At 71.8% G+C, this 24,528-nt stretch carries 24 protein-coding genes and 1 pseudogene; 15 read left to right on the top strand and 10 right to left on the bottom strand.

Annotated features, from left to right (window positions below; all coding sequences use genetic code 11):
* The first annotated feature begins 2 nt into the window (after nucleotides 1-2).
* The gene (gene fabI, locus ACZ4NT_RS23110) at nucleotides 3-770 is read left to right on the top strand and encodes an enoyl-ACP reductase FabI (RefSeq protein WP_467727305.1); all 768 of its coding nucleotides are present in this window, start codon (nucleotides 3-5) and stop codon (nucleotides 768-770) included.
* A 205-nt stretch (nucleotides 771-975) separates the two neighbouring features.
* Entirely contained in the window at nucleotides 976-1,335 is a 360-nt protein-coding gene (locus ACZ4NT_RS23105) for a hypothetical protein (protein ID WP_467727303.1), read from the top strand.
* 32 nt (nucleotides 1,336-1,367) lie between these two features.
* On the opposite strand, the gene ACZ4NT_RS23100 is transcribed toward ACZ4NT_RS23105, so the two are convergent.
* Nucleotides 1,368-2,072 carry a FadR/GntR family transcriptional regulator gene (locus ACZ4NT_RS23100; RefSeq protein ID WP_121403841.1) on the bottom strand — a complete coding sequence of 235 codons (705 nt, stop codon included), beginning with the start codon at nucleotides 2,070-2,072 and terminating at the stop codon, nucleotides 1,368-1,370.
* A 106-nt stretch (nucleotides 2,073-2,178) separates the two neighbouring features.
* Between ACZ4NT_RS23100 and ACZ4NT_RS23095 the strand changes: the two genes are divergently transcribed.
* The 4 genes from ACZ4NT_RS23095 (at nucleotide 2,179) to ACZ4NT_RS23080 (ending at nucleotide 5,459) form a co-directional block, all read left to right on the top strand.
* A complete protein-coding gene (locus ACZ4NT_RS23095; RefSeq protein WP_467727300.1) occupies nucleotides 2,179-3,681 on the top strand; it encodes a CynX/NimT family MFS transporter in 1,503 nt (500 codons plus the stop codon).
* A 181-nt stretch (nucleotides 3,682-3,862) separates the two neighbouring features.
* Nucleotides 3,863-3,979, top strand: coding sequence for an SGM_5486 family transporter-associated protein (locus ACZ4NT_RS23090; protein ID WP_358853437.1), 117 nt, complete (start codon nucleotides 3,863-3,865; stop codon nucleotides 3,977-3,979).
* A 174-nt stretch (nucleotides 3,980-4,153) separates the two neighbouring features.
* Nucleotides 4,154-4,360, top strand: a complete 207-nt coding sequence (locus ACZ4NT_RS23085; protein ID WP_467727298.1) for a hypothetical protein — start codon at nucleotides 4,154-4,156, stop codon at nucleotides 4,358-4,360.
* Nucleotides 4,361-4,940: 580 nt separating this feature from the next.
* Nucleotides 4,941-5,459, top strand: coding sequence for a SixA phosphatase family protein (locus ACZ4NT_RS23080; protein ID WP_121403846.1), 519 nt, complete (start codon nucleotides 4,941-4,943; stop codon nucleotides 5,457-5,459).
* Between the two features lie 117 nt (nucleotides 5,460-5,576).
* On the opposite strand, the gene serB is transcribed toward ACZ4NT_RS23080, so the two are convergent.
* Nucleotides 5,577-6,788 carry a phosphoserine phosphatase SerB gene (gene serB / locus ACZ4NT_RS23075; RefSeq protein ID WP_121403848.1) on the bottom strand — a complete coding sequence of 404 codons (1,212 nt, stop codon included), beginning with the start codon at nucleotides 6,786-6,788 and terminating at the stop codon, nucleotides 5,577-5,579.
* Nucleotides 6,789-7,090: 302 nt separating this feature from the next.
* Nucleotides 7,091-9,148, bottom strand: coding sequence for a streptophobe family protein (locus ACZ4NT_RS23070; protein ID WP_467727295.1), 2,058 nt, complete (start codon nucleotides 9,146-9,148; stop codon nucleotides 7,091-7,093).
* A gap of 240 nt (nucleotides 9,149-9,388) precedes the next feature.
* On the opposite strand from ACZ4NT_RS23070, the gene ACZ4NT_RS23065 reads away from it, so the two are divergent.
* A complete protein-coding gene (locus ACZ4NT_RS23065) occupies nucleotides 9,389-11,929 on the top strand; it encodes an ABC transporter ATP-binding protein/permease (protein ID WP_467727513.1) in 2,541 nt (846 codons plus the stop codon).
* Nucleotides 11,930-12,026: 97 nt separating this feature from the next.
* Here the strand turns inward: ACZ4NT_RS23065 and ACZ4NT_RS23060 are convergent, their stop codons facing one another.
* From ACZ4NT_RS23060 to ACZ4NT_RS23050, 3 genes and pseudogenes are all read right to left on the bottom strand, one after another.
* Nucleotides 12,027-12,749 carry a transglycosylase SLT domain-containing protein gene (locus ACZ4NT_RS23060; RefSeq protein WP_121403855.1) on the bottom strand — a complete coding sequence of 241 codons (723 nt, stop codon included), beginning with the start codon at nucleotides 12,747-12,749 and terminating at the stop codon, nucleotides 12,027-12,029.
* A gap of 299 nt (nucleotides 12,750-13,048) precedes the next feature.
* On the bottom strand, nucleotides 13,049-14,170 hold the full coding sequence (locus ACZ4NT_RS23055) for an S-adenosylmethionine:tRNA ribosyltransferase-isomerase (protein ID WP_467727293.1): 1,122 nt from the start codon (nucleotides 14,168-14,170) through the stop codon (nucleotides 13,049-13,051).
* Nucleotides 14,167-14,861 (bottom strand): annotated as a pseudogene (locus ACZ4NT_RS23050) (SDR family NAD(P)-dependent oxidoreductase). Before ACZ4NT_RS23050 ends, ACZ4NT_RS23055 begins: the two are co-directional and overlap by 4 nt.
* Before the next feature lie 211 nt (nucleotides 14,862-15,072).
* Here ACZ4NT_RS23050 and ACZ4NT_RS23045 point away from each other — a divergent pair.
* The 4 genes from ACZ4NT_RS23045 to ACZ4NT_RS23030 all read left to right on the top strand — a co-directional run bounded on the left by ACZ4NT_RS23045 (nucleotide 15,073) and on the right by ACZ4NT_RS23030 (nucleotide 17,724).
* A complete protein-coding gene (locus ACZ4NT_RS23045; protein WP_121403860.1) occupies nucleotides 15,073-16,251 on the top strand; it encodes a GAF domain-containing sensor histidine kinase in 1,179 nt (392 codons plus the stop codon).
* A complete protein-coding gene (locus ACZ4NT_RS23040; protein WP_121403861.1) occupies nucleotides 16,244-16,885 on the top strand; it encodes a response regulator transcription factor in 642 nt (213 codons plus the stop codon). The genes ACZ4NT_RS23045 and ACZ4NT_RS23040 overlap by 8 nt, the downstream gene beginning before the upstream one ends.
* A gap of 152 nt (nucleotides 16,886-17,037) precedes the next feature.
* On the top strand, nucleotides 17,038-17,286 hold the full coding sequence (gene chpE, locus ACZ4NT_RS23035; RefSeq protein ID WP_121403863.1) for a chaplin ChpE: 249 nt from the start codon (nucleotides 17,038-17,040) through the stop codon (nucleotides 17,284-17,286).
* Nucleotides 17,287-17,484: 198 nt separating this feature from the next.
* On the top strand, nucleotides 17,485-17,724 hold the full coding sequence (locus ACZ4NT_RS23030) for a chaplin (RefSeq protein WP_121403865.1): 240 nt from the start codon (nucleotides 17,485-17,487) through the stop codon (nucleotides 17,722-17,724).
* Nucleotides 17,725-17,981: 257 nt separating this feature from the next.
* Here ACZ4NT_RS23030 and ACZ4NT_RS23025 read toward each other — a convergent pair whose 3' ends face one another.
* Nucleotides 17,982-18,770 carry a hypothetical protein gene (locus tag ACZ4NT_RS23025; protein ID WP_121403867.1) on the bottom strand — a complete coding sequence of 263 codons (789 nt, stop codon included), beginning with the start codon at nucleotides 18,768-18,770 and terminating at the stop codon, nucleotides 17,982-17,984.
* 121 nt (nucleotides 18,771-18,891) lie between these two features.
* Between ACZ4NT_RS23025 and ACZ4NT_RS23020 the strand changes: the two genes are divergently transcribed.
* From ACZ4NT_RS23020 to ACZ4NT_RS23010, 3 genes are all read left to right on the top strand, one after another.
* On the top strand, nucleotides 18,892-19,683 hold the full coding sequence (locus tag ACZ4NT_RS23020; RefSeq protein WP_121404798.1) for an ABC transporter ATP-binding protein: 792 nt from the start codon (nucleotides 18,892-18,894) through the stop codon (nucleotides 19,681-19,683).
* A gap of 93 nt (nucleotides 19,684-19,776) precedes the next feature.
* The gene (locus ACZ4NT_RS23015) at nucleotides 19,777-20,208 is read left to right on the top strand and encodes an NfeD family protein (RefSeq protein ID WP_121403869.1); all 432 of its coding nucleotides are present in this window, start codon (nucleotides 19,777-19,779) and stop codon (nucleotides 20,206-20,208) included.
* Nucleotides 20,209-20,339: 131 nt separating this feature from the next.
* Complete coding sequence (locus ACZ4NT_RS23010) at nucleotides 20,340-21,275, top strand: SPFH domain-containing protein (protein WP_121403871.1); 936 nt, start codon at nucleotides 20,340-20,342, stop codon at nucleotides 21,273-21,275.
* A gap of 78 nt (nucleotides 21,276-21,353) precedes the next feature.
* Here ACZ4NT_RS23010 and ACZ4NT_RS23005 read toward each other — a convergent pair whose 3' ends face one another.
* The 3 genes from ACZ4NT_RS23005 to ACZ4NT_RS22995 all read right to left on the bottom strand — a co-directional run bounded on the left by ACZ4NT_RS23005 (nucleotide 21,354) and on the right by ACZ4NT_RS22995 (nucleotide 23,371).
* Nucleotides 21,354-21,860 carry an HNH endonuclease gene (locus tag ACZ4NT_RS23005; RefSeq protein WP_121403873.1) on the bottom strand — a complete coding sequence of 169 codons (507 nt, stop codon included), beginning with the start codon at nucleotides 21,858-21,860 and terminating at the stop codon, nucleotides 21,354-21,356.
* A gap of 145 nt (nucleotides 21,861-22,005) precedes the next feature.
* On the bottom strand, nucleotides 22,006-22,545 hold the full coding sequence (locus tag ACZ4NT_RS23000) for a YbhB/YbcL family Raf kinase inhibitor-like protein (protein WP_121403875.1): 540 nt from the start codon (nucleotides 22,543-22,545) through the stop codon (nucleotides 22,006-22,008).
* Between the two features lie 40 nt (nucleotides 22,546-22,585).
* Nucleotides 22,586-23,371 (bottom strand): sporulation protein, encoded by a 786-nt coding sequence (locus tag ACZ4NT_RS22995; RefSeq protein WP_121403877.1) that lies wholly within the window; start codon nucleotides 23,369-23,371, stop codon nucleotides 22,586-22,588.
* A gap of 166 nt (nucleotides 23,372-23,537) precedes the next feature.
* On the opposite strand from ACZ4NT_RS22995, the gene ACZ4NT_RS22990 reads away from it, so the two are divergent.
* Nucleotides 23,538-24,179, top strand: coding sequence for a DNA-3-methyladenine glycosylase (locus ACZ4NT_RS22990; protein ID WP_467727286.1), 642 nt, complete (start codon nucleotides 23,538-23,540; stop codon nucleotides 24,177-24,179).
* Nucleotides 24,180-24,528: the final 349 nt, after the last annotated feature.

Here is a 24,528-nt window from a genome sequence, read left to right as displayed (position 1 = left end):
CCATGAGCGGAATTCTCGAGGGCAAGCGCGTCCTGATCAGCGGTGTGCTGATGGAGTCCTCCATCGCCTTCCACGCCGCGAAGCTGGCCCAGGAGCAGGGCGCCGAGATCATCCTCACCGCGTTCCCGCGGCCCACGCTGACCGAGCGCATCGCCAGGAAGCTCCCCAAGCCCACCAAGGTCATCGAGCTCGACGTGACCAACGACGAGCACCTCGGCCGGGTGGCCGACGTCGTCGGCGAGGAGCTCGGCGGCCTGGACGGCGTCGTGCACTCCATCGGCTTCGCGCCGCAGGACGCGCTCGGCGGCAACTTCCTCAACACGCCGTTCGAGTCGGTCGCCACGGCCATGCACGTCTCGGCGTACTCCCTGAAGTCGCTCACCATGGCCTGCCTGCCGCTGATGCAGAACGGCGGCTCGGTCGTCGGCCTGACCTTCGACGCGCAGTACGCCTGGCCGCAGTACGACTGGATGGGCCCGGCCAAGGCCGCCCTGGAGGCCACCAGCCGCTACATCGCCCGCGACCTGGGCAAGCAGAACATCCGCTGCAACCTCATCTCCGCGGGCCCGCTCGGTTCCATGGCCGCCAAGTCCATCCCGGGCTTCAGCGACCTGGCCGCGGTGTGGGACACCCGCTCCCCGCTGGAGTGGGACCTGAAGGACCCGGAGCCGGCCGGCCGCGGCATCGTCGCGCTGCTGAGCGACTGGTTCCCCAAGACCACCGGCGAGATCATCCACGTCGACGGCGGCCTGCACGCGATCGGCGCCTGACCGGCCCGGTCCCCACGGCCCGAGGCGAGGCCTGGTCCATACGAGGACGGCGCCCCGTTTTCCGCACTGTGCGGGGAGCGGGGCGTCACCCGTTCGGCCCCACCGGCCGGGCGGTGGAGGCGGGTGACCAGGCACTCTGAACTACGCGTCCACCCCGCAGCGCCGGACGCGTTTTCCTCCCGAGCACGGCCGAGGAGGTCCCCTTGTGCGCCTGTCCCACCGATTCGCCCCGGTAGTAGCCGCCCTGGTTCTCCCCGTCGCGCTCCCCGGCGACGCGGTCTCGCTCACCCCGTACCGCCCGGAATCGGGTCGCCATGCGCGCGTGCCCGCCGAACGGCCCTTCGGAGCCACCTGTCGCACTCATGTGCGGGGATCCGAGGTGACCGCGTTCTGCCACAACCCGTATCCGGAGACCGACCGGGTCAGCCTGCACGTCGAGTGCGACCGCTGGTGGGACATCGACAGCGACGGCGCCCCGGTGGGGGCCGGCCCCGCCGAGACCGTACGGCTGGCCGGCCGGTGCTGGAAGGAGATCCGCTCGGCCTGGGTCAGCCACGGGAGGTAGGCCGAGGGGGGCCTCCGGCGGCTCCCGTTCCGTCAGTCGTCGAGGGGGGCGCCCGTGGTCCCGCCGGTCCGGCCGGGGCGGCACTGGAACGGATAGCCCGCGGCCTCCGTCCCGGCCGCCGCGGCGTCGCCCGAGCGGATGGCGTCGAGCAGCCGCGTGTGGTCCATGTACGTCTCCGGCGTCAGCTCCTCACCGACGTCCCCGCGCAGCCAGTCCCGCATGACCTCACCCAGGTCCGCGTACATCTCGGTCATGACCTCGTTGTGGGAGGCGGCCACCACCGCGAGGTGGAAGGTGGCGTCGGCGGTCACGAAGGCCTCCGCGTCGCCGGACTCCCAGGCCTCCTCGCGGCGTACGAGCAGGGCGTCCAGCTGTTTGAGGTCGCGCTCGGTGCGCCGCTCGGCGGCCAGCCTGGCGGCACTGGACTCCAGGGTGGAGCGCAGCTCGGCGACATGCCGCGGGTCGGCGTCCGCGAAGCGCCGGTGCATCACGCCCGCCAGCTCGCTGGTCGCGGCGACGTAGGTGCCCGAACCCTGCCGGATGTCCAGCAGCCCGTTGTGCGCCAGGGCCCGGACGGCCTCCCGGACGGTGTTGCGGGCGACACCCAACTGCTCGACCAGCTCCGGCTCGGTGGGGATGCGGGAGCCGACCGGCCACTCGCCCGAGGTGATCTGGTTCCGCAGCTCGGCGATGACCTGCTCGGACAGCGCCGAACGGCGGGGGTGGCTCAGCGGCATGACGGTCCTTCGTACGGGGCCTTCCTGCGGACCCGGAGAGTAACGCAGGGAAGGGAACGCGGGAGGGATTGGACAACCAATCATCCCATGATTCTATGATGGCGTCATGGCACGTGAGCAGACGCCAACGACGTCCCCACCGATACGCAGTTCCGCCGGCCCGCGGCCCGAGGGCCCGGCCGTGCGTCGCGGGGCCGGGCGGCCGGCGTCCGGCACACCAAGCGTCACCGGGGTCCCGGCGCCCGCCCCGCGCGCGTGGGCGACGCGGCTGGTGGTCGTCGGCATCGTCCTCACGGCCCTCAATCTGCGACCCGCCATCACCAGCCTGGGCGCCCTCCTGGAGGAGGTGCGGGACGGGCTCGGCATGAGCGGCAGCGTCGCCGGCCTGCTCACCTCCGTGCCCCCGCTCTGCTTCGCCGCCTTCGGAGTCATGGCACCGCGCCTCGCCCGCCGCTTCGGCCCCGGCGCCGTGGTCTGCGGCGGGATGGCCGCCATCGCCGCGGGCCTGGCCGTCCGGCCGTACGCGGGCGGCACGGCCGGTTTCCTGGCCGCCAGCGCCCTCGCGCTGATGGGCATCGCCGTCAGCAACGTCCTCATGCCGGTGATCGTCAAGCGCTGGTTCCCCGACCGGGTCGGCTCCATGACCGGCCTGTACTCGATGGCACTGGCTCTCGGCACCTCGGCCGCCGCCGCCGTCACCGTGCCCATGACCGACGCGCTGGGCGGGAGCTGGCAGTCCGGGCTCGCCGTCTGGGCGGGCCTCGCCGCGGCCGCCGTACTCCCGTGGCTGGCCCTCCTGCGGACGCCGGGTGCCGGCTCCGGGACCGGCGACGGGGACTCGCCGGCGGCCGCCGGGGCCGGGGCGTCCGCGCCCGTGGGTGGTACGGGGCCCGTGGGCGGTACGGGGTCCGGGGCCGGCGGTAGTACGGCGCCCGCGGCGGCCGGCGACGTGGCGGCGCCGCGCTCGACCGGTGACACGGACACCCAGGCGGTCGCGGCCACCGGGCGCACAGCGGCCGACGGACTGCGGATCACCCGGAGCGGTACCGCCTGGGCACTCGCCGTCTTCTTCGGCCTCCAGGCCACCGCCGCGTACATCACCATGGGCTGGATGGCGCAGATCTTCCGCGACGCCGGCGTCCCGGCCGGCACCGCCGGTCTGCTGCTCGCGGTCACCATGGTGATGGGTGTGCCGCTGGCGTTCGTCATCCCGCGCCTGGCCACCCGGCTGCCGCACCAGGGTCCCATCGTGATCGCCCTCGGGGTCAGCGGCCTCGCGGGCTACGCGGGCCTGTGGCTGGCGCCGGCCGGCGGTGCCTGGGCGTGGGCGGTGCTGCTCGGGATCGCCAACTGCTCCTTCCCGCTGGCCCTCACCATGGTCGGCATGCGGGCCAGGACCGGCGCGGGCGTCGCGAAGCTCTCGGCCTTCGCCCAGAGCACCGGGTATCTCATCTCGATCCCCGGCCCGCTCCTGGTGGGCGTGCTCTACCAGCACAGCGGCGGCTGGGGGCTGCCGATCGCGCTGATGGCGGGGCTGATGGTCCCGCAGATCGCCGTGGGCATCCTGGCGGGCCGCAACCGCACCGTCGAGGACGAGGCCCGGGGCTGACGCACAGCGGGGCCACGCGCGCGGGTGGTGGGGCGGGCCCGCGGACGACCGGGGCGACCCACGGGCGGACCCGGCGGGCGGGGAAGACCCACGGGCGGACCCGGCGGGCGGGGGAGCCCCACGGGCCGGGCGGGGTGACCCCACGGGCCGGGGCCGGGATACCAGGTGCGAGACTGGCGGTATGCCTGTGCTCGACCCGAATCCCCAGAACGGCCAGAAGAAGCTGCTGCTCGTGCTCGGCGCGATGCTGGCCATCACCGTGATCATCGGCGTCATCGCCTCGATCGCCTCCCCGTGACGTGACCGGGCTCCTCCGCCGTCGGGGGTGGGGTTAGCCCCCCGTCCCCTAGGGGGTGGGTGTCAGGGGGAAGTGGGTGGATCGCCGGATGGGTCGGTGCCCTCCGATTCCGTAGTTTCGAGTCGTGGCCGCGAGGACGCGGCCCACGGACACTCGAGGACCCACGGAGGCGTCATGCCGGCCCCCACGCACCCCCGGACCCACCCGGTGACCACGGGCGGCGTCGACATCCGACTGCCCTGGTGGGCCCTCGCCCTGCCGGTCCTGGCCTTCATCGCGCTGCTGGCCCTGATCGCCAACCCGTCCGACGCGCACGCCGCGGCCGGGGGCCCCGCACTCGCCCACGTCGTCGAGCGCTTCCAGGACGCGGTGCTCCGGTAGGACGGCTCGTCCGGCCCGGCCCGGCCCGGCACCGGCACCGGGTTCCCGTGGTCCCCGCGGGTCCTCGGGGTCGGATTGCCAGGTACGGCACGGAGCATCACCGGCCCTGCGGCACCCCGCCCGTACCCGCCCGCAGGACGCAGCCGTCAGAGGCGCGATGCGTTTGCGGTCCCGCCGTCCCCGCCCGCCGGATCGCCCGCACTCCGTTCGAGGGGCGCGATGCGTACTGCGGTCCCGCCGTCCCCGCCCGCCGGGGCCGCCCCTTTCGGCAGGCGCCACGCGCGGTTCTCGGGAAAGATGGACGGGCGAGCGCGGGCCGCCCGACGGCTGGGCCCGGCGCCGGTGGCGCGCTGCTCGACACCGTCGCCGTACCGCTCCACCCGGCCGGCGCGGGCCCCTGACCTCCCGCGGCACCCGCCCGTGCCCCCTCCGAGGCCGGCCTGCGACCTCCCGTGCGCAGGGACCCGCGACCCCCTCGGCGTGGCCCCGCGACCCCCGTCCGCACGGACCCGCCACCCCCGTCGGCGGAGCGGCCCAACTCCCTGCGCCCCGTGGCGTGTTTCATGCGAAGCTGGGACGCATGAGCGTCGCAGAATCCCGCAGGATCGTCCTCTTCCGGCATGCGAAAGCCGACTGGCCACAGGTCTCCGACCACGAGCGACCGCTCGCCGACCGGGGCCGCATGGACTCCTCCGTCGCCGGACGCAAGCTGTCCGACTCGGGGATCCCTCTCGACCTGGCCATCTGCTCCACCGCGACCCGGACCCGCGAGACCTGGAAGCTCGCCGTCCACGAGCTCCCGCACCGGCCGAAGACGGTCTACGAGGAGCGGGTCTACGAGGCGTCGCCGGGCGAGCTGATCGCCGTGCTCAACGAGACACCCGACGACGCGCACGACGTGGTCCTGATCGGCCACAACCCCGGCGTGCAGGGCCTCGCCGACATCCTCGCGGGCCAGGCCGAGGGCGACGCCCGGACCCGGATGAGCAGCCGCGGGTTCCCGACCGCCGCGTTCGCCGTGCTCACCTTCACCGGCCCCTGGAAGACCCTGGAGCCCGGAGTGGCCACTCTGGTCGACTACTGGGCCCCGTCGGAGTAACCCGCCGTCCACCGGTCGACGGGCCGGCGCCTGTCGAGGCGGGAGCGAGCCGCCACCGCGCCGACAGGGCCCGCCCCCGTCGGCGCGGGAGCGGACCGGTGCGCGCGTGCGGAGGGCTCAGCCCTCGTCGTCGTTGGTGTCCGCGGCCTCGACCTCTTCGCGGGTGACCCCGAGCAGATAGAGCACCGTGTCGAGGAACGGGAAGTTCACCGCGGTGTGCGCGGCCTCGCGGACGACCGGCTTGGCGTTGAACGCGACCCCCAGCCCGGCCGCGTTGAGCATGTCCAGGTCGTTGGCGCCGTCCCCGATCGCCACCGTCTGGCCCAGCGGCACCCCCGCCTCGGCGGCGAACCGGCGCAGCAGCCGCGCCTTGCCCGCGCGGTCCACGATCTCACCGGTGACCCTGCCGGTCAGCTTCCCGTCGACGATCTCCAGGGTGTTGGCCTGGGCGAAGTCGAGCCCGAGCCGCTCCTTCAGGTCGTCGGTGACCTGGGTGAACCCGCCCGATACGACGCCGACTTGGAAACCGAGCCGCTTGAGCGTGCGGATCAGCGTGCGCGCCCCCGGCGTCAGCCGCACCTCGCTGCGCACCTTGTCCACCACCGAGACGTCCAGTCCCGCCAGCAGCGCCACGCGCGCGTGCAGGGACTGTTCGAAGTCCAGCTCGCCTCGCATCGCGGCCTCGGTCACCTCGGCGACCTCCTTCTCGCAGCCCGCGTGCGCGGCGAAGAGCTCGATCACCTCGTCCTGGATGAGCGTCGAGTCCACGTCCATGACGACGAGCCGCTGGGCCCGCCGGTGCAGTCCGGCCGCGACGACCGCGACGTCGACGCCGAGTGCGGCGGCCTTGGTCGCGAGTGCGGTGCGCAGTGCCTCGGTCTCCGTACCCGACACCGCGAACTCGACAGCGGTCACGGGGTACTTGGCGAGGCGGAAGATACGGTCGATGTTGCCGCCGGTGTCGGTGATCCGGGCGGCGATCGCGGCCGTCGACTCCGCGGTGAGCGGATGCCCGAGCACCGTGACGAGCGAGCGTCCGAGGCCGCGGGGCCGGTTGTCGCCCAGCCCGGAGATGATCTCCGCCTGCATCTTCATCGACTCCGCCCAGCTGTGGACGGTGGCCCGCAGGTCACCCTCCAGATGGGCGGGCGGCTCCGTCACGAGCGCGCACAGCACGATCCGGCCACGGGTGACGACCTGCTCGATGTCGACCACGTCGACCGAGTAGGCGGCGAGGGTGTCGAAGAGGCCGGCGGTGATGCCGGGCCGGTCCTTGCCGAAGATCTTGACGAGGAGAGTGGGGACGTCAGAGGTCTGCGAAGCGCTCATGGTGCTCCCACCGTATCCGGCACGCAGTGCCTTTCGCCGCCGAGGTCCGCCTGGCGGACAACGAACAGTGCGTGACGCGCGGATGGCGCCGGCCTCGATCTCCGGTGACGCGCCGGAGCGCCGCTCCGTCCGCCGCGCGCGGCCGCGGCCACCTGCGACACCGCCGAAAGGGCGTCGTTCGGGTCCGCGGCGCCTCGCCGCGCTGTCGCATCCGCACACGCCCGGTACGCGGGTCACGCTCCATCTTGCGATGCACCCACCAGGCGCCGCGGACCGACCCGAGCTGATCCGAACGACACCACCTAGTCCCGGCGTCCCCCGGACCCGGGCGGCCCCTCCTTGCGGGGTGGCGGTGGAGGTGGGGGAGGGGGCGGGGGCATCAGGCCTCCGCCGCGTGAGGGGGACCGCTGACCGGGAGCCCGGGGCGGCGGGGTGACCGGCCTGATCACCGTGGGCGCCCCGTACACGTCCTCGGCCGACCGGGCCTGTCGCTCCGGCTCCGACCCGCCCGGCTCCGGACGGTGGCGCGGCCCGGCCTCCGAAGGCGTCCGCCCTCCCGCCCCGGGACGCTGCCCCGCCCGGGCCCCGCCCTCCTGCCGGGGCCCGCCCGTCCCGGGCGACCCGGCGTCCGGGGCAGAGGCCGGATCCGCCCGGCCCGGGGCGCCCGCCGGCCCGGGAGCACCGCGGGGCCGTCCGCCCGCCGGCCGGCCGGGCTCCCCGCGTCGCGGCCCGACGCCCTCCGCGGGGCGCGCGTCCTCCGGCTCGCGCAGCTCGTCGGGCACCCGGAGATAGGGATTGGTGTCGGGATTGGACGGCCGGAACGGTACGGCGGGGTGGTACGGCCCCGGTTCCGGCGCCTCCTCCCCGAGCCCCGCCCGTTCCCGGTAGTCGTCGGGAACCCGGACGCCCGCGTCACTCCGTGCCACGCCGAGGGCCAGGGGCGCCGCGCGCCGGCCGGCGGCGCCCGTCGCGTGGGCGAGCAGGGCCCCGGCGGCCCCCGCACCTGCGCCCCACACGGCACCGAGCAGCAGGGCCATGACCGACTGTCCGTGCAGCTCTATCCCGGCACCGAACGCGTCGAACCCCAGGACGGACAGCGAGGCGTCCACCGACACGTCCGTCAGCCAAGTCAGCAGCGGAAGCGTCAGGGCGGTCACGATCCCGAGCCGCAGGGCGCAGCGCCCCGCGAAACCGAGGGCGCCCGGGTCCCCTGCGGCGGTGGTGCCGGGACCTGCCGAGCCGGTGGCGCCCTGGTTGCCCGCCCAAGGCGTACGCGCTGCCGCCAGGACCCCCGCGAGCAGCATCATGACCCCGGCCGCCAACGCCAACAGCCATACTCTGCCGTCCAGTTCGGCCAGCCTGCCGAGTGTGACGGGTTCGTCGGCGCCAACGCTCAGCAGTTCGTCGAGCGGATCCGGCAACAGCTTGGCCAGTTCGCCGGTGGCCTGCCCGTCCCAGGGCACGAAGAGTCCCAGCGGCACGCCCAGCCACACACCGTTGGGCGCGCCGAGCAGCGCGGCACCCGCGATCCGCCGCGGATGGTCGTCGCCGATCATGGCGTACGCCGCGGCCGCGAACCCCGCAGCGACCGCCACCAGCAGTACCGTCACCAGCGCGGACGCCGCCGGCCGCACGACCCGGTGCACGACGTGCCAGCCCGGCGGCAGGGGAGTGCGGCGGGAGGCCAGCAGGGCGATCAGCAGGACCCCGAGGGCCCAGGCCGTGCCGCCGAGCAGGGTGGGCGCGGTGTCGACCGTGAAGCCGACGGCGGCCTTCGCGTTCACCAGGTCGCCGATCCGGTCGGGCAGCAGTCCGCCGATGTCTCCCAGGCCGCCGGGCAGTTTGTCCGTGATGTCGCCGAGGCCGTCGCCGCCCGGCACTTTATCGTCCAGGCCGAGCTGCCCGCCGTCGATCGTGATGACGTCATGACCGGCCCAGGCGAGGCCGCCGAGCACGGCCACGAACAGCACGACGACGGAGCCCACGCGGGCGAGGAGTTCGGCCGGTGCGATCACAACTCCCGCGCCGCGCAGGGAACGCAGGAAGAGCCATGAGAGCAGCAGCGCGCCCACCAGACCCACACCCAGTGGCGTGATCTGGAGGGCGGTGGTGGCCTCCGCTCCTTCCAGGCCGAAGGCGGACACGTCCCCGGACGGCGTGACCGAGCCGCCCGCCCCGAGGGCCACCACCGCCGCGGTCATCGGTCCGAGCGAGCCGGCCGAGTCGGCCTCCAGCAGGTGCAGACCCAGCGCGGCCGTCCCCGCCATGCCGATCAACGCCCAGCTCACGGCGGCGATCGCGGACAGCAGCACATCCGCCCACGGCACGTTCCTGTTGTGCTCGGCGGTCTCGATGCCCATCGTCAGCCCCCCGGTCCGCGCCGCGGTGATGCACCGCGGATGTCCCCCTCGCGTGGGATTACCACTCTCCGGGGCGGTTTCCACCCCGTCAACGGAAACGGACAAGCCGCGCGTACGCAGTCTTCACCGGGCCCGACTTTCGGTCAGGGGGCTCCTACTGAAATAGTTCCCCACGATGTTCGACATCCCTAGACTCCCTGTGATGGGGGAACTTCGGGGGACAACTCAGTGGGGCATGGAGTGCCGGAACTCGTACTGGAATTGAATGGACGGACCTGGACGCTCGATGCGTCCAGGCCATACACCCTCGGACGTGATCCGCAGGGGGACATCGTGCTCGAGGACGCCAGGGTCTCCTGGCGTCACGCCACGATCAGCTGGAGCGGCCGCAGTTGGGTCATCGAGGACCACGGCAGCACCAACGGCACGTTCGTGCAGGGCCGGCGGATCCACCACGAGGAGATCGGCCCCGGCTCGTCCGTGCATCTCGGCAACGCGACCGACGGTCCGCGCCTGGGTCTCTCGGGCGCCGCCGCTGCCGTCGCCTCGCCCCAGCAGGCCCAGCCCCAGCAGCCGTACGCGGCACAGGGCGCCGGCCCCGGCTGGGCGCAGCAGCCGCCTCAGCAGCAGGCGCCGCCTCAGCAGCAGGCTCCGCAGCAGCAGTGGCCGCAGTCGCAGCAGGGTGCTTCCATCCCGCAGCAGCAGGGACCCGGTGGGGGCGCGGGGGCGCCGCCGGTCTACGGCGACCGCAGCCCGACCACGTTCCACCAGTTCTCGCTGGGCCGTGTGATGCGTATCGGCCGCGCGCTGGAGAACGAGCTGGTCGTCTCCGACCTCCAGGTCTCGCGGCACCACGCCGAGTTCCACGCCACGCCGGACGGCCGCTACGAGATCCGCGACCTCGGCTCGCACAACGGCACGTACGTCAACGGCCAGCCGATCGCCAAGGGCGGCTCGGCACTGCTCGGCCCGAACGACATCGTCGGCGTCGGCCACTCGACGTTCCGGCTGATCGGCGACCGGCTCGAGGAGTTCGTCGACACCGGTGAGATCTCCTTCTCGGCCCGCCACCTGACCGTCACGGTCGACGGCGGCAAGCAGATCCTCAAGGACGTCTCCTTCGGCGTCCCGGAGAAGTCGCTCATCGCGGTCATCGGCCCGTCGGGTTCCGGCAAGTCGACGCTCCTCAAGGCGCTCACGGGCTACCGCCCCGCCAACCAGGGTGACGTCCTCTACGACAACAGGAACCTGTACAAGCAGTTCGCCGAGCTGCGCCAGCGCATCGGTCTGGTCCCGCAGGACGACATCCTGCACAAGGAGCTGACCGTCAAGAAGGCCCTCAAGTACGCGGCGAAGCTGCGCTTCCCCGCGGACACCACCGGGCAGGAGCGCGAGGCCCGGATAGACGAGGTCCTGCGCGAGCTGAAGCTGGACATCCACAAGGAGAAGAAGGTCACCTCCCTCTCCGGCGGCCAGCGCAAGCGCGTCTCGGTGGCCCTGGAGCTGCTCACCAAGCCCTCGCTGATCTTCCTGGACGAGCCGACCTCCGGTCTCGACCCGGGCATGGACCGCGACGTCATGCAGCTGCTGCGCGGCCTCGCCGACGACGGCCGTACGGTCCTGGTGGTCACGCACTCCGTGGCCGAGCTGGCGATCTGCGACAAGCTCCTGGTGATGGCGCCGGGCGGTTCGGTCGCCTACTTCGGTCCGCCCGAGGAGGCGCTGAACTTCTTCGGCTACGACACCTGGGCCGACGTCTTCTCGGCCTTCGAGAACTACCGCGACTACGACTGGGCGGGCCGCTGGAAGGGCTCGCAGCACTACCAGATGTACGCCGCGGACATCGACGCCGTCGCCCCGCAGTCGGTGCACATGCCGCCGCCGCAGGCGATGAAGCCGCCCAAGCCGCAGGGCTGGGGCTCGCAGCTGATGACCCTGATCCGCCGCTATGTGTCGGTGATCGCCTCCGACAAGGGCTTCCTGGCGCTGACGGTGATCCTGCCGGCGGTGCTCGGTGCGGTCAGCCTGCTGATCGACCCCGACAAGACACTGCTGGTGAACCCGGCGGTGAACCCGAAGACCGGCGCGCACATTCCGAACGGCACCGCCACCACCGTGCTGCTGATCCTCGCCGTCGGCGCCTGCTTCGCCGGCGCGGCCAACTCGGTCCGCGAGCTGATCAAGGAACGGGTGATCTACGAGCGGGAGCGGGCGACCGGCCTGTCGCGGTCCGCGTACCTGATGTCCAAGGTCATCGTCCTCGGCACCGTCACGGTGCTGCAGGGCGCGCTGGTCGGCGCGATCGGCTTCTCCAGCCGCACGATCCCCGACGAGGGCCTGATCCTGGGCAGCGGCAAGACCGCGGTCATGCTGGAACTGGCGATCCCGATCATGGCGCTCGGCTTCACGTCGATGATGTTCGGCCTGATCATCTCGTCGCTGGTCAAGACGGCCGAGAAGACCATGCCGCTGCTGGTCATGTTCGCGATCATCCAGGTCGTGTTCACCGGCTGCCTCTTCATCCTGCACGGCACGGTCGGCGTCAACGAGTTCTCGTACCTGATGCCGTCGCGCTGGGCGGTCGCGGCGGCCGGCGCCACGCTGGACTTCAACAACATCAGTCCGAACCCGGACGACCCGTCCAGCACGGACCCGCTGTGGGACCACACGGCGGCGGCCTGGGGCATGGACATGGTGGCCCTGCTCGTCCTCGGTGCCCTCTGCGGGTTCTTCGTGGCGCGCTTCCTGCGCCGCCACGAGCCGGAGGTCATGCGCAAGTAGAGCTCCCGCACGACTGAAGGGCGGCACCCCCCACGGGGGTGCCGCCCTTACGCGTCTTGACCGAGACCCTCAGAGGTCCGCGCGATACTCGCGAGACTCAGTAGGCGCTGTTCACGTTGTCGATGGAGCCGTACTTGTCGGCCGCGTAGTTGGCGGCGGCCGTGATGTTGGCGACCGGGTCGTAGATGTTCTTCGACGTGCCCGGGACGTGGTACGCCGCGAAGGTCGGCGGGATGACCTGCAGCAGGCCCTTCGACGGGATGCCGTTGATGGCGTTGATGTCCCAGTCGTTGATGGCGTTGGGGTTGCCGGAGGACTCGCGGATGATGTTCTTGTGCAGCCCGTTGTAGCTACCCGGGATGCCCTTCTGCTTCATGATGTCGAGCGCCTCGCGGATCCAGCCGTCGAGGTTGTTCGCGTACGTCTTCGCGGCGACCGGCTTGACCTGGGGGCGCTGCGCGGAGCGGCTCGCGGCCTGCTTCTTGCGCGCCTCTTCCGCCTTCTTCTTGGCGGCGGCCTGCTCGGCGGCCTTCTTCTTCGCGGCGGCCTCGGCGGCAGCCTTCTTCTTCGCGGCCTCGGCCTTGACGGTCGCGCCGGCCAGCTGGTCGGTGACGCTGGCCTTGACGTCCTTGATCTGCTCCTGGCTGTAGGCCACGGAGGTGGTGGACGCGGCGGCCTCGGTCGTCGTGGTCTGCGAGTGCGCCGGGACGACGCTGAACGCGACGGCGGCGGCACCGAGGGCCGCGACACCGGCGAACGAAAGCTTGTGGGTCTTGGTCAGGGCGGGACTGTGCACAGGAGCGATGAACTTCTTCGACATGCTGATGTGACCTCTTCGAATAGCGCGGACGCCGCTCCCGGTCCGGTGGGGACAGGGTGTTTTTTCCGGACGAACGCCGCGGGGCGAAACCCGCGGCGCTGAGCGACGAGAGCCATTGTTAGCGGCCGCAAAATCCAGAGGCAAAGGTGTGACGTACGAAGCCGGGTAGTGGAGCACTAAAGGGCAAATCGGGGCAGACTGGCATGTCTGCCCCGCTCAAGAGGTCCTCTTTATCTCCTATGCCCGTTCGTACGTGATGTGCGCCCTATGCGCGGGCTCACACGCACCCCGCTCCACTCTCACGCCAAGTTGCTGGCGCAATGCTCTGTGTGAGGATCTGTCCCCGGCAGCAGGAGGTGGACGTCCCCGAACTCGTGCCAGAGGTGGCCCCGGCGCAGCGCCTCGTCGTAGCCGCGCTCCACCGCCGCCCGCCCGGCCACCGCCTCCAGCATCAGCAGATGCGAGGCCTCGGGCTCGTGCAGCCCGGTCAGCAGCCCGTCGACCACGCGTACCCCCCGTTCCGGGGTCACCACCAGATCGGTCCAGCCGCGCCGCCCCCGGACCACCCCGTCGGGCCCTGCCGCCGACTCCACGGCGCGGACCGCCGTCGTACCGACCGCGACGATCCGGCCGTCGCCCGCCCGCACCGCGTTGATCAGCCGGGCCGAGGCCTCCGGCACCTCGTACCTCTCCGGGTACGGCGGCTCGTGCGCCTCCGCCGATGCCACCCCGGTGTGCAGCGTGATCGGCGCGAACTGCACCCCGCGGCTCACCAGCTCCGCCACCAGCCGGCCGGTGAAGGGCCGGGCCGCGCTCGGCATCTCCGCACTGCCCGCACCGTCGGCGGACGGCAGCGCGAACACCGTCTGATACGCGGACAGCGGCTGATCCCTCTCCGTATAGGAGTAGCGAATGGGCCGCCCGTGCCGCCGCAGCAGCCCGAGGACGTCCGGATCCGACACCCGCGACCACCACAGCCGCGCGGCCCCCGGCGCCAGCGGCTCCTCCAGGACCAGGCGCAGGCCCCCGCTCAGGCGCACCTCCGTACCCGCGGGTCCGCCCGCACGCGCGCGCGTGGTGCCCCGGCCGTCCGGCTCCCGCAGCTCCACGGCCCACCGCCCGTCGTCACCCCGGGTCGAGAAGTGCACCACCACGCGCGTGTGCCCCACGCTCCCGTCCACGGCCGCGGCCAGCGTGACCGAGGTGTTGACCACCAGCAGATCGCCCGCCCGCAGCAGCCGGGGCAGTTCCACGAACTCGTGGTGCGACACCCGCGTCCCATGGGACACGAGCAGCCGGACCGCGTCCTGGGCCAGACCCGGACCGCGCTGTTCGGCGGGCACCCGCGCCGACAGCTCCTGCGGAATCGCCGTCAGGCCCCGGCCGCGCCCGGAGCGGGAGACCTCCGTCACGGCCGTCATCGCCCCTCCACCAGGTCCGCGGCACTGCGGCGGCCGCTCGCCGGCCGCTCGTCGAGCAGCCGCAGGAACGCCGGAACCACGGTGGCCGGATCCGGTCGCGGCTCGGCGTCGTCCGGTACGGCCGCCGCATACAGGTCGGTCCCCATGTCGCCCGGATCGACCGCCCAGACCCGCAGTCCGGGCTCCTCCTCCCCGAGCACGCCGACAACAGGTCGAGGGCCGCCTTCGAGGCGCCGTAACCACCCCACGTCGCGTACCCCACGACCGCGGCGTCCGAGCTCACGTCGATCACCGCGCCCGCCCCGGAGGCCCGCAGCAGGGGCAGCGCCTCCTGGATCATCCCCAGCGCCGCGACCACGTTGACCTCCAGCGCCCGCCGCAGCCCCTCCAGCGACAGGTCCTCCAGCCGGACGAGCGGCTCGGCGCCCAGCGCACTCGCGTTGTTCACCAGCAGGTCCAGGCCCCCGAGCCGCCCGGCCGCGGCCACCAGCTCCCGGCGGTGCCCGGCATCCGCGACGTCCCCGGCCGGCGCCGCCACCCGCACCCCGTACGCGGACAGCTCCGCCGCCGTCTTCTCCAGCGCTCCCGCGCTCCTGGCGTCCAGCACCAGGTCCCAGCCCCGCTCGGCCAAGGCCGCGGCCAGGGCCCGCCCCAACCCCTTCGAAGCCCCCGTGATGATGGCTACCGGCATGACATCCGTCCCCTCGTCCCACCGCCGCTCCCGGCGGATGCCCTCAACGTAGGGACGGCACCGGCCCCGCCGCCTCGTGCGCGGGCCGCAACGATCAGGGGCCCTTCGCCCTAGGACCGACCGCGGACCGAGCGACCTAGGTCCTCCGGCCCAGGCGGTCGCCCCCACAGGTCGGATACGCAGGGTCACCGCCCGCCGGTACCGTGAGGACATGAGCCAAGGCCCCAGGTCCGGCCTGTACGCGGTCAGCTCCGCGCTGCTGGCGATGAGCAGGCACCTCGAGGTGCGCGACGTCCTCAAGACGATCGTCGCCTCGGCCCGCGAGCTGCTCGACGCCGAGTACGCGGCGCTCGGCGTCCCGGACGACCACGGAGGCTTCGCCCAATTCGTGGTCGACGGCGTCAGCGACGCCCAGTGGAAAGCCATCGGCCCGCTCCCGCGCCAGCACGGCATCCTCGCCGCGATGCTGCACGAGGCCCGTGCCGAGCGCCTCGCCGACGTGCGCAAGGACCCCCGCTTCGAGGGCTGGCCGGCCGCTCACCCCGACATGTCGGACTTCCTGGGCCTGCCGATCCGCGACGGTGACGACGTCATCGGCGCGCTGTTCCTCGCCAACAAGGTGCGGCGTTCCGAGGAGCGGCCCGCCGGCTCCGGCACTCCGGCAGCGGACGGCCGCTGCGGCTTCACCGAGGAGGACGAGGAGCTCCTGACGATCCTGGCCCAGCACGCCGCGATCGCCCTCACCAACGCGCGCCTGTACGAGCGCAGCCGCGAGCTCACCATCGCCGAGGAGCGGTCCCGGCTGGCACACGAGCTGCACGACGCCGTCAGCCAGAAACTCTTCTCACTGCGCCTCACCGCCCAGGCCGCAGCCGCGCTCGTCGACCGCGACCCGTCACGGGCCAAGGGCGAACTGCAGCAGGTCGCCGCGCTCGCCGCGGAAGCCGTCGACGAACTGCGCGCGGCCGTCGTCGAGCTGCGCCCCGCCGCCCTCGACGAGGACGGTCTCGTCGCCACCCTGCGCACCCAGATCCAGGTCCTCGACCGTGCCCACTCGGCGCACGTGACCTTCGAGAGCTGCGGAGTGCGCGCCCTGCCCGCCGCCCAGGAGGAGGCGCTGCTGCGCGTCGCCCAGGAAGCGCTGCACAACGCGCTGCGCCACTCCGGGGCCTCCCGGGTCGACGTGACGCTGGCCCGGCGCGGACCCGGCGCGGTCCTGAGCGTCGCCGACGACGGCGGTGGCTTCGAACCCAAGGCGATCCGCAGCGCGGGACGCCACCTCGGCCTGGTCTCGATGCGGGACAGGGCGGGCGGCGTCGGCGGCACACTCACCGTGGAATCGGCGCCCGGAAAGGGCACCCGGATAGAGATGGAGGTCCCTGGTGGCTGACGCGATCAAGGTGCTGCTCGTCGACGACCACCAAGTCGTCCGCCGGGGCCTGCGCACCTTTCTCGAGGTGCAGGACGACATCGAGGTCGTGGGCGAGGCCTCCGACGGCGCCGAGGGAGTCGCCCGCGCGCAGGAGCTGAAGCCCGACGTCGTCCTCATGGACGTGAAGATGCCGGGGATGGACGGCGTCGAGGCGCTGCGCAAGCTGCGCGAGCTGGCCAACCCCGCACGCGTGCTGATCGTCACCAGCTTCACGGAGCAGCGCACGGTGGTGCCCGCCCTGCGCGCCGGAGCCGCCGGGTACGTGTACAAGGACGTCGACCCCGATGCGCTGGCCGGCGCCATCCGTTCCGTGCACGCGGGACACATCCTGCTCCAGCCCGAGGTCGCGGGCGCCCTGCTGTCCCAGGAGGAGGCCAACTCAAGCCAGGGGAGAGGCGGTTCGCTGACCGACCGGGAGCGCGAGGTGCTCGGTCTCATCGCCGACGGCCGCTCCAACCGGGAGATCGCGCGTGCCCTGGTCCTCTCCGAGAAGACGGTCAAGACCCACGTGTCGAACATCCTGATGAAGCTCGACCTCGCCGACCGGACCCAGGCCGCCCTGTGGGCCGTCCGGCACGGGGTGGCGGGCTGACCACCGGCGGCAACACGGAGGGTTCCGCTCCGGACCGAGATTCATACCGTCGGGTGTATGTCCCCCGAATGGCGCATCCTCCGTCGGCCGCCGCCGTTCTCCAGTGCGTGCTGCGGCGACTGCCGCAGTGATCGCCAGGGAGGGCTGGAGACATGAAGAACCTGAAGAAGGCCACGGCTGTCGCGATGGTGGCGGGGGGCCTCGTCGCCGCCGGTGCGGGCATGGCCTCCGCGACCGACGCCGGCTCGTGGGCGGGTGGCAAGGCCGTGAACTCGCCGGGCGTCGGCTCGGGCAACCTCGTGCAGGCCCCGGTCCACATCCCGGTGAACGCGGTCGGCAACAGCGTGAACGTGATCGGCGTCCTGAACCCGGCCTTCGGCAACCTGGGTCTCAACCACTGAGGTCCGACCGGACCGGGTGGTGACCACCGGCCTCCTGGGGTGACCCCGGGGGGCCGGTCGGGTTTTCGGCCTGTCCTACGAAGGGACCGAACGGGGGCTTCCCGCCGGGCCTCCCGTGCCGTTCCGGATCTTCCGGGCGTTTCCCAGCGTACGACCCGCGAGTCGGGTCGACACGCAATCGCAGGAGGAACGTTTTTCATGAACATCGCCAAGAAGGCCGCCGTGGCCCTCACCGTCGCCGGTATCGCCGCGGGCGCCTCCGCCGGCATGGCCGCCGCCGACTCCGGTGCCGACGGCGCCGCCGTGAACTCGCCCGGTGTCGCCTCGGGCAACACCGTGCAGGTCCCGATCCACGTCCCGGTCAACGTCGTCGGCGACAGCGTGAACGTCATCGGCCTCCTGAACCCGGCGTTCGGCAACAAGGGCGTCAACGACTGACCTGCCCCCTGGTGACGAAGGGCTCCCGAACCGTCCGGTCCGGGGGCCTTTGCCGTGCCGGGGCGGTGCCGCTCGGCAGCGGGCGACCGCGCCGAAGGGGCGACCGTCCCGCAGGGCGAGGGCGAGGGCGAGGGCGAGCGCGACAGGGGCGGCGCGGTGCCGCTGCCCGTCGGAACCCGATCGCTGCCCCGCCTCGCGTGAGACGCGCGGGCTCCACCCGGCCGGGACGCCCACCGCGACCCGCGGCAGCGGGGTGCCTACCGCACTCCCCGCTCCCTCTCCTCCACGAACGCGTTGTACGCGGCCACCTGGGCCCGTCGGGCCGTCCGCTCCACCGGCCGCAGGGCCTGGGCGCGCGCCGCCATCTCCGAGGCGCTCACCGCCCCGCCGTGGCCGTTCTCATAGGCCACGGAGATCAGCAGCCCCATCCGCTGGGCCAGCTCCAGCACCCGCACCGCGCGCGGCGGATATCCGGGGGCCAGCAGCTCGCGCCCCCGCTCCGACCGGGCACGGTACGCGTCGATCGCGGCCTCGGCGACCGGCCCCGACCCGGCCACGTCGAGCCGGGACAGCACGTCGGTCGCCTCGCGGAGCGCCTCCGCCAGCTCCCGCTCCGCCTCACCGAGGGACGGTACGTCCGCGGGTGGCGCCTCCCGTACGGGGAGACAGTGCCAAAGGACCTCCACGTGGAGGTCACCCTCCGGCCCGGCCTCGTCCACCTCCGGCACCAGGCCCAGTCCGGCCCCCTGGCAGACGACCGCCTCCTCCGCGTCGAGGGCGCGCGCGTTGAAGTCGGGCGGTCCGCTCAGCCCCAGCGGATGCCCCGGCGCGGGCAGGGCCACCCGCAGGCCGGTCACCCCGAGAGCGCGCAGCCGGCCGAGGGCGAGCGTGAGCCCGACGGGGCCCGGCTCGCCCGGGAGCCCCTCGACGCGATGCACGGCGTCCTCACCGACGATGGCGAGCACGGCGTCGTCCGGCGAAACAAATCCGGCCAAGAGGGCATTTCCCCATGCGGCCAGGCGTCCTGAGCGTGGTTCCGAGAGCATGCCTCCACCCTAAGGACCGACCGATGGATGGGACCGCCCGACCGGTGGCGTAGGTTTTCCCTGGGGGCTGCGTCCACAGACGTAAGCGACGGCCGAGACTGCAATGGGAGACAGCGCGCTCATGAGCGATGTTCTGGAGCTTGAGGACGTATCCGTGGTCCGAGAGGGCCGGGCTCTGGTGGACCAGGTCTCCTGGTCGGTCAAAGAGGGCGAACGCTGGGTCATCCTCGGCCCGAACGGCGCGGGGAAGACGACCCTCCTGAACGTCGCCTCCAGCTACCTCTTCCCCAGCTCGGGGACGGCCACCGTCCTCGGTGACACCCTCGGCAAGGTCGACGTCTTCGAGCTGCGCCCGCGCATCGGCATGGCCGGCATTGCCATGGCCGAGAAGCTCCCCAAGAGCCAGACCGTGCTGCAGACCGTGCTCACCGCGGCCTACGGCATGACCGCGGGCTGGCAGGAGGAGTACGAGGACATCGACGAGCAGCGGGCCCGCGCCTTCCTCGACCGCCTCGGTATGAGCGACTACCTGGACCGGAAGTTCGGGACGCTCTCCGAGGGCGAGCGCAAGCGCACCCTCATCGCCCGCGCCCTGATGACCGACCCCGAGCTGCTGCTGCTGGACGAGCCGGCCGCCGGCCTCGACCTCGGCGGCCGCGAGGACCTCGTACGCCGTCTCGGCCGCCTGGCCCGCGACCCGATCGCCCCCTCCATGATCATGGTCACCCACCATGTCGAGGAGATCGCCCCGGGCTTCACCCACGTGCTGATGATCCGTCAGGGCAAGGTGCTGGCCGCCGGCCCGCTGGAGCTCGAACTCACCTCGCGCAACCTCTCGCTCTGCTTCGGCCTGCCCCTCGTCGTCGAGCAGGTCGGTGAGCGCTGGACCGCCCAGGGCCTCCCGCTCTCCTGACACCCCGTCGGTCCCGTCCACGCCGGGTACTTGCGCGGCCGGACGTGATCGTGCGCCCTGTCCGTCCGCGGACCGCGGTCCTACCATGACCGTGTGAACGACATCGACGCATGGGTGTGGTGGCTGGTCGCCGCCGCCGGACTCGGGATCCCCCTCGTGGTGACCGCGATGCCGGAGTTCGGCATGCTCGCCGTGGGTGCCGTCGCCGCCGCAGGCGCGGCGGGACTCGGCGGCGACGTCGTCGTCCAGGTCCTCGTCTTCGTCGCCGTCTCGGTCGCCCTCATCGCCGTGGTGCGCCCCATCGCGGCGCGGCACCGTGCCCAGCGACCCCAACTCGCCACCGGCGTGGACGCGTTGAGAGGCAAGGGGGCCGTGGTCCTGGAACGCGTCGACGGCTCGGGCGGCCGCATCAAGCTCGCCGGGGAGATCTGGTCGGCCCGCTCCCTCGACGCCGGACAGGCCTACGAGGTGGGCGAACAGGTGGACGTCGTGGACATCGAAGGCGCCACGGCGATTGTCATGTGACCTCGCACGACGCAAGTGAACCGAACGCCCCACGTCGCAGGCGACGGTCTGTCAGACTCGTCGAGCAAGATCTTCAACACCCGTAAGATCTCAGTGAATTGCCGAGGCGGAGAAGGGTACGGGGAGCATCGATGGAACCGATCATCATCGTCCTGATCATTCTGGTGGTGTTGGTCTTCATCGCCCTGATCAAGACCATCCAAGTCATCCCGCAGGCGAGCGCCGCCATCGTGGAGCGCTTCGGGCGCTACACGCGGACACTCAACGCGGGCCTCAACATCGTCGTCCCGTTCATCGACACCATCCGCAACCGCATCGACCTGCGTGAACAGGTCGTGCCGTTCCCGCCCCAGCCGGTGATCACCCAGGACAACCTGGTCGTCAACATCGACACGGTCATCTACTACCAGGTGACCGACGCCAGGGCGGCCACCTACGAGGTCGCCAGCTACATCCAGGCGATCGAGCAGCTCACCGTCACCACGCTCCGCAACATCATCGGCGGCATGGACCTGGAGCGCACCCTCACCTCCCGCGAGGAGATCAACGCGGCCCTGCGCGGCGTCCTGGACGAGGCCACCGGCAAGTGGGGCATCCGCGTCAACCGCGTCGAGCTCAAGGCCATCGAGCCGCCCACCTCCATCCAGGACTCGATGGAGAAGCAGATGCGCGCCGACCGTGACAAGCGCGCCGCGATCCTCACCGCCGAAGGCATCCGGCAGTCGCAGATCCTCACCGCGGAGGGCGAGAAGCAGTCCGCGATCCTGCGGGCCGAGGGTGAGGCGAAGGCCGCGGCCCTGCGCGCGGAGGGCGAGGCCCAGGCCATCCGTACGGTCTTCGAGTCCATCCACGCCGGAGACGCGGACCAGAAACTCCTCGCCTACCAGTACCTGCAGATGCTCCCGAAGATCGCCGAGGGCGACGCCAACAAGCTCTGGATCGTGCCCAGTGAGATCGGCGACGCCCTCAAGGGCCTGAGCGGCGCCATGGGCAACTTCGGGCCGATGGGCGGCGGTTCGGGCGGCGGAAGCTCCGAGCGCCGCGAGAAGCCCTCCGTCACGGACTGACGGCATACGTACGAGTGGGCCCCGCCTTCGACCGAAGGCGGGGCCCACTCGTACGTACGGCTCCGGTTGCGTACGGGTCTAGGCGGCGGGCTGGGCCAGCCACTCCGGCAGCGCCTCGAAGTCGTCCTGCCCGAGCGTCAGCAGCATCGCGTCCGCGGGCGTCGGCTCGAACGGCTGCCGCAGCAGCGGCATGCCCGCCTGCTCCGGCGTACGGTCCGCTTTGCGGTGATTGTCCTCCGCGCAGGAGGCGACCGTGTTCAGCCAGGAGTCCTGGCCGCCCTGCGCCCGCGGCACCACGTGGTCCACGGTCGTCGCGCGCCTGCCGCAGTACGCGCACCGGTGCCGGTCCCGTACCAGCACACCCCTGCGCGACCAGGGTGCTTGTCTTCGGAACGGCACCCGTACGTAACGGCAGAGCCTGATCACCCGGGGCACGGGTATGTCGACCGCCGCGCCGCGCATGCGCAGATCGGGGTGGGCCTGCTCGACGACCGCCTTGTCCTGCAGCACCAGAACGACGGCACGGTTCAGCGTCACCGTCGACAGCGGCTCAAAGCTCGCATTCAGTACCAGCGTGTCCCGCATCAAGCCCACCTCCCATGTGCACCGGCCCACTCCCTGGCGGGCTTGGATCAACTCTGGCCGGGCACGCCGAGATGGACAACGCAATAAAAAAATGCCCGCCCCTGATCAATTCCAAGACCAGGGGCGGGCAAACGTTCAGCGAACGTCAGTCTTGCGCGGGTGCCGCGAACTCACCGACGAGCTGAGCGCGCGCCAGCGTGTGGAAGCGCAGATTGAAGCCCACGACGGCGGGCGAGGCATCCGCGTCGGGACCGAGCTTCTCCTGGTCCACCGCGTACACCGTGAACACGTACCGGTGCGCCGGGTCCCCGGGCGGCGGCGCGGCACCACCGAAGTCCTTGGACCCGTAGTCGTTGCGCGCCTGGACGGCACCCTCGGGCAGTCCCTCGAACTTCCCGGTGCCGGCGCCCGCCGGCAGCTCCGTGACCGTGGCCGGGATGTCGAACACGACCCAGTGCCAGAATCCGCTCCCCGTCGGGGCGTCCGGATCGAAGCACGTCACGGCGAAGCTCTTGGTCTCCGACGGGAAGCCCTCCCAGCTCAGCTGGGGCGACGTGTTCCCGGCGGCCTGGACCTGAGCGTCCTTCAGCGTCGCGCCCGGTTCGACGTCCTCACTCGTGACCGTGAAGGACGGCACGGGCGGATGGAAGTCGTGCGGGAGCGGCGGCCTCTTGAGCTCGGTCACCTCGGTACCTCCTGATCGGTGGTGACGGTTCCGGTCGAGCCTAGAACCAGCTGCGCTTGCTGCCGACCTCCGACAGCCACTGATTCAGGTACGCGGTCCAGTCCGTGCCCTGGTAGTCGTTCAGACCAACCTTGAAGGCGCGGAACGAGTCACTGCCCTCGCTGAAGAGCCCCGGCTTCTTGTCCATCTCCAGGACGACGTCCATCTCGCGCTCGTCGGCGACGAAGCTCAGCTCGACCTGGTTCAGCCCGCGGTACTGCGCCGGCGGGAAGAACTCGATCTCCTGGTAGAACGGCAGCTTCTGCCGGGTGCCCCGGATGTGACCGCGCTCCATGTCGGCGCTCTTGAAGCGGAAGCCGAGCTGGATGAACGCGTCCAGGATCGCCTGCTGCGCCGGCAGCGGGTGCACATTGATCGGGTCCAGGTCGCCCGAGTCGACGGCCCGCGCGATCTCCAGCTCCGTGGTCACCCCGATGTGCATCCCCCGCAGCGGCTGACCGTCGATCGTCGTGACGGGCGTCTCCCAGGGGATCTCCAGCCCGAACGGCACCGCGTGCACCGCACCCGCCTTGAGCTCGAAGGCTCCGCCGAGGCGCAGCTTCGTGAACTCGATGTCCTGCTTGTGCTCCTGGTCGTCGTGGCCCTCGACCTCGACCCTGGCCTGCAGGCCGACCGACAGACCCTCGATCGCCTGGTCCACGGACCCGCCCTGGATCCGCACCTCGCCCTGGACGACGCCGCCCGGAACGGTGTTGGCCTCGGTCAGCACCGTCTCGACCGAAGCCCCACCGGCTCCCAGGCTCGCAAGCAGCCGCTTGAACCCCATGTCACTTCCTCCCCAGGCAACGCCTGTACGTCCTGTGTGCGTGTGGATCCTTGATCCATACAAACGCGATCCGGCCGCGGCCGGTTCCGCGTCCTCACCCTTGCAAGGGGGACGCTCCCTGACCACCCCGACGACAAGCAGTCGCTCTCGACTACGCTCGTACGCCATGATCGCGGCCCCTGACCGTACGCCTCTCGACCGGGACTTCTTCGACCGCCCCGTCCTGGAGGTCGCCCCCGACCTCCTCGGGCGCACCCTCGTGCGCACCACAGCGGAAGGTCCGATCGAACTGCGCCTCACCGAGGTGGAGGCCTACGACGGTCCCAACGACCCGGGTTCCCACGCCTACCGCGGCCGTACACCCCGCAACGAAGTGATGTTCGGTCCGCCCGGTCATGTGTACGTCTACTTCACGTATGGCATGTGGCACTGCATGAACCTGGTCTGCGGCCCCGAGGGCAGCGCCAGTGCGGTCCTGCTGCGGGCCGGGGAGGTCACCGAGGGCGCCGACCTCGCGCGCAAACGTCGACTCTCGGCCCGCAATGACAAGGAACTGGCCAAAGGACCCGCACGGCTGGCCACGGCTCTGGAGGTGGACCGGGCCCTCGACGGGGCCGACGCCTGCGGACCCGAGGGAGGCCCCTTCCGGCTGCTCACCGGCCGTCCCGTACGGCCCGACCAGGTACTCAGCGGCCCGCGCACCGGAGTCTCCGGTGAGGGAGGCGTCCACCCGTGGCGCTTCTGGATCGACAACGACCCGACGGTGAGCCCTTATCGGGCCCATACGCCCCGACGCCGCCGAACTTGACTCGCCCCGTGCGGATCCGTAATGTAGCCCGAGCCGCTTGACCCGGGTACGGCGTTCAGCCAGCAGCCGGAAGTGGCCAACCCACTACCTACGACTTCCCCTCAGCGGGGGCCTATTCGTCATGTCCGCATGCCGAATTCGCACTCGCCGGCTCGATTATGAGCTGCTCCGGGAATCGGCTAACGTAGTGAATGTCGAAAGGCCGCGAGACGAAATGCCTCAGGCCAAAGGCAAATCCCGCTGACTGGGAATCGGGCCCGAAAGGATCTGATAGAGTCGGAACCGCCGGAAAGGGAAACGCGAGAGCGGGAACCTGGAAAGCACCGAGGAAATCGGAACCGGAAACGGT

The sequence above is a fragment of the Streptomyces sp. NPDC026417 genome, assembly GCF_055567695.1.
The sequence above is the reverse complement of the archived record's forward strand: the minus strand, read 5'-3'. Positions and strand labels throughout refer to the sequence as shown.

What these genes read in the sequence shown, in the direction of transcription:
- ACZ4NT_RS23085 (WP_467727298.1), top strand. Translation starts at nt 4,154, where the DNA reads ATGCCGGCCCCCACGCACCCCCGGACCCACCCGGTGACCACGGGCGGC.
- serB (WP_121403848.1), bottom strand. Translation starts at nt 6,788, where the DNA reads ATGAGCGCTTCGCAGACCTCTGACGTCCCCACTCTCCTCGTCAAGATC.
- ACZ4NT_RS23060 (WP_121403855.1), bottom strand. Translation starts at nt 12,749, where the DNA reads ATGTCGAAGAAGTTCATCGCTCCTGTGCACAGTCCCGCCCTGACCAAG.
- ACZ4NT_RS23090 (WP_358853437.1), top strand. Translation starts at nt 3,863, where the DNA reads ATGCCTGTGCTCGACCCGAATCCCCAGAACGGCCAGAAGAAGCTGCTG.
- ACZ4NT_RS23005 (WP_121403873.1), bottom strand. Translation starts at nt 21,860, where the DNA reads ATGCGGGACACGCTGGTACTGAATGCGAGCTTTGAGCCGCTGTCGACG.
- fabI (WP_467727305.1), top strand. Translation starts at nt 3, where the DNA reads ATGAGCGGAATTCTCGAGGGCAAGCGCGTCCTGATCAGCGGTGTGCTG.
- ACZ4NT_RS22995 (WP_121403877.1), bottom strand. Translation starts at nt 23,371, where the DNA reads ATGGGGTTCAAGCGGCTGCTTGCGAGCCTGGGAGCCGGTGGGGCTTCG.
- ACZ4NT_RS22990 (WP_467727286.1), top strand. Translation starts at nt 23,538, where the DNA reads ATGATCGCGGCCCCTGACCGTACGCCTCTCGACCGGGACTTCTTCGAC.
- ACZ4NT_RS23100 (WP_121403841.1), bottom strand. Translation starts at nt 2,072, where the DNA reads ATGCCGCTGAGCCACCCCCGCCGTTCGGCGCTGTCCGAGCAGGTCATC.
- ACZ4NT_RS23025 (WP_121403867.1), bottom strand. Translation starts at nt 18,770, where the DNA reads ATGCTCTCGGAACCACGCTCAGGACGCCTGGCCGCATGGGGAAATGCC.
- ACZ4NT_RS23095 (WP_467727300.1), top strand. Translation starts at nt 2,179, where the DNA reads ATGGCACGTGAGCAGACGCCAACGACGTCCCCACCGATACGCAGTTCC.
- ACZ4NT_RS23070 (WP_467727295.1), bottom strand. Translation starts at nt 9,148, where the DNA reads ATGGGCATCGAGACCGCCGAGCACAACAGGAACGTGCCGTGGGCGGAT.
- ACZ4NT_RS23045 (WP_121403860.1), top strand. Translation starts at nt 15,073, where the DNA reads ATGAGCCAAGGCCCCAGGTCCGGCCTGTACGCGGTCAGCTCCGCGCTG.
- ACZ4NT_RS23055 (WP_467727293.1), bottom strand. Translation starts at nt 14,170, where the DNA reads ATGACGGCCGTGACGGAGGTCTCCCGCTCCGGGCGCGGCCGGGGCCTG.
- ACZ4NT_RS23080 (WP_121403846.1), top strand. Translation starts at nt 4,941, where the DNA reads ATGAGCGTCGCAGAATCCCGCAGGATCGTCCTCTTCCGGCATGCGAAA.
- ACZ4NT_RS23030 (WP_121403865.1), top strand. Translation starts at nt 17,485, where the DNA reads ATGAACATCGCCAAGAAGGCCGCCGTGGCCCTCACCGTCGCCGGTATC.
- ACZ4NT_RS23020 (WP_121404798.1), top strand. Translation starts at nt 18,892, where the DNA reads ATGAGCGATGTTCTGGAGCTTGAGGACGTATCCGTGGTCCGAGAGGGC.
- chpE (WP_121403863.1), top strand. Translation starts at nt 17,038, where the DNA reads ATGAAGAACCTGAAGAAGGCCACGGCTGTCGCGATGGTGGCGGGGGGC.
- ACZ4NT_RS23010 (WP_121403871.1), top strand. Translation starts at nt 20,340, where the DNA reads ATGGAACCGATCATCATCGTCCTGATCATTCTGGTGGTGTTGGTCTTC.